At 61.7% G+C, this 906-nt stretch carries 1 protein-coding gene; it reads left to right on the top strand.

The features are described 5' to 3' along the window. The first annotated feature begins 562 nt into the window (after positions 1–562). The gene (locus tag AWB74_RS46780) at positions 563–733 is read left to right on the top strand and encodes a DUF892 family protein (protein WP_160110419.1); all 171 of its coding nucleotides are present in this window, start codon (positions 563–565) and stop codon (positions 731–733) included. Positions 734–906 lie beyond the last annotated feature (173 nt).

Here is a 906-nt window from a genome sequence, read left to right as displayed (position 1 = left end):
GAATAGGGCGCCTCGGCAGGACTTGCGATGACGTGCGTGAGCTTGCTTACAGCGACCGTGTATGTCACCAATAGAATTGGTCAGCAGGCGGGCGAAACGTGCGCTCGGCAGGAGCCACACCATAAGCGCTATGAGCCACCCCGCGAATATGGCACGCACGAATGTCACAGCGAAATCCGGCGTGAACGGCGCGTGGCCGACCTCTCCGAGCGCCGATGTGACTTCGGGACCTCCCACACAAAGCAAGCAAAACGAGATGGCCGCAAAAAGCCCCGGGTAAGACACCGGCTGCGGGCAGCGTCGCGTCGAATGCGCAAACAAGCCCGAAGTTCGGAAGCGCCAGCAATGCCGGTTCTCCCGAGCCCGATGCAAAAGGCGGCCCCGATGTGCTGCCGATGATCGAGCGCCGTGCGAACGGAAATGGATCGACGGACTCAGTCGGTGCAGGCCGGCAGATCATTGGGATAGGCAACGCGGGCATGGAGTCGACCGACAACACGGTTGATGCTGACGCGAAGTCGCCTCAACTATGTCTTCGAAAACTCGAGATCGCGTCCCCTGCATGTCGCTCATTGCGGCGGCCGACCGCTGCGGCCACGCGCTGACCAAAGCAGCGTGTGAGCGTATTTTGCCGCCGGAACAAGCGATGGCCAGATGGCTGCTCGAGCAAGTTCCAGCGATGTCGGTGGCCTATCTCCTGCGTTCCACCTCGGGCGTTGAGGCGAAGAAGTGAGCGACGGCTAAGTGGCATAAGCGTTGCTCACTGAAAGCCAACCGCGCTTCCATCCGCGAAGCGTCTATTAACTAGCGGCAGTGCCGCATCACGCCGGCGCACGTTCGTAGCGCTGAGACTCGAGGCAGATGGACCGTAAGTGACGCCGACGCGCTCCTCCCGGTCGCTCCGAG

The organism is Caballeronia arvi, from assembly GCF_001544695.2.
Taxonomy (GTDB): Bacteria; Pseudomonadota; Gammaproteobacteria; order Burkholderiales; family Burkholderiaceae; genus Caballeronia; species Caballeronia arvi.
This window is presented reverse-complemented; position numbering and strand designations above follow the sequence as displayed.

Bases quoted from the DNA above. Each gene is read 5' to 3' on its own strand.
- AWB74_RS46780 (WP_160110419.1), top strand. From the start codon at position 563: ATGTCGCTCATTGCGGCGGCCGACCGCTGCGGCCACGCGCTGACCAAA.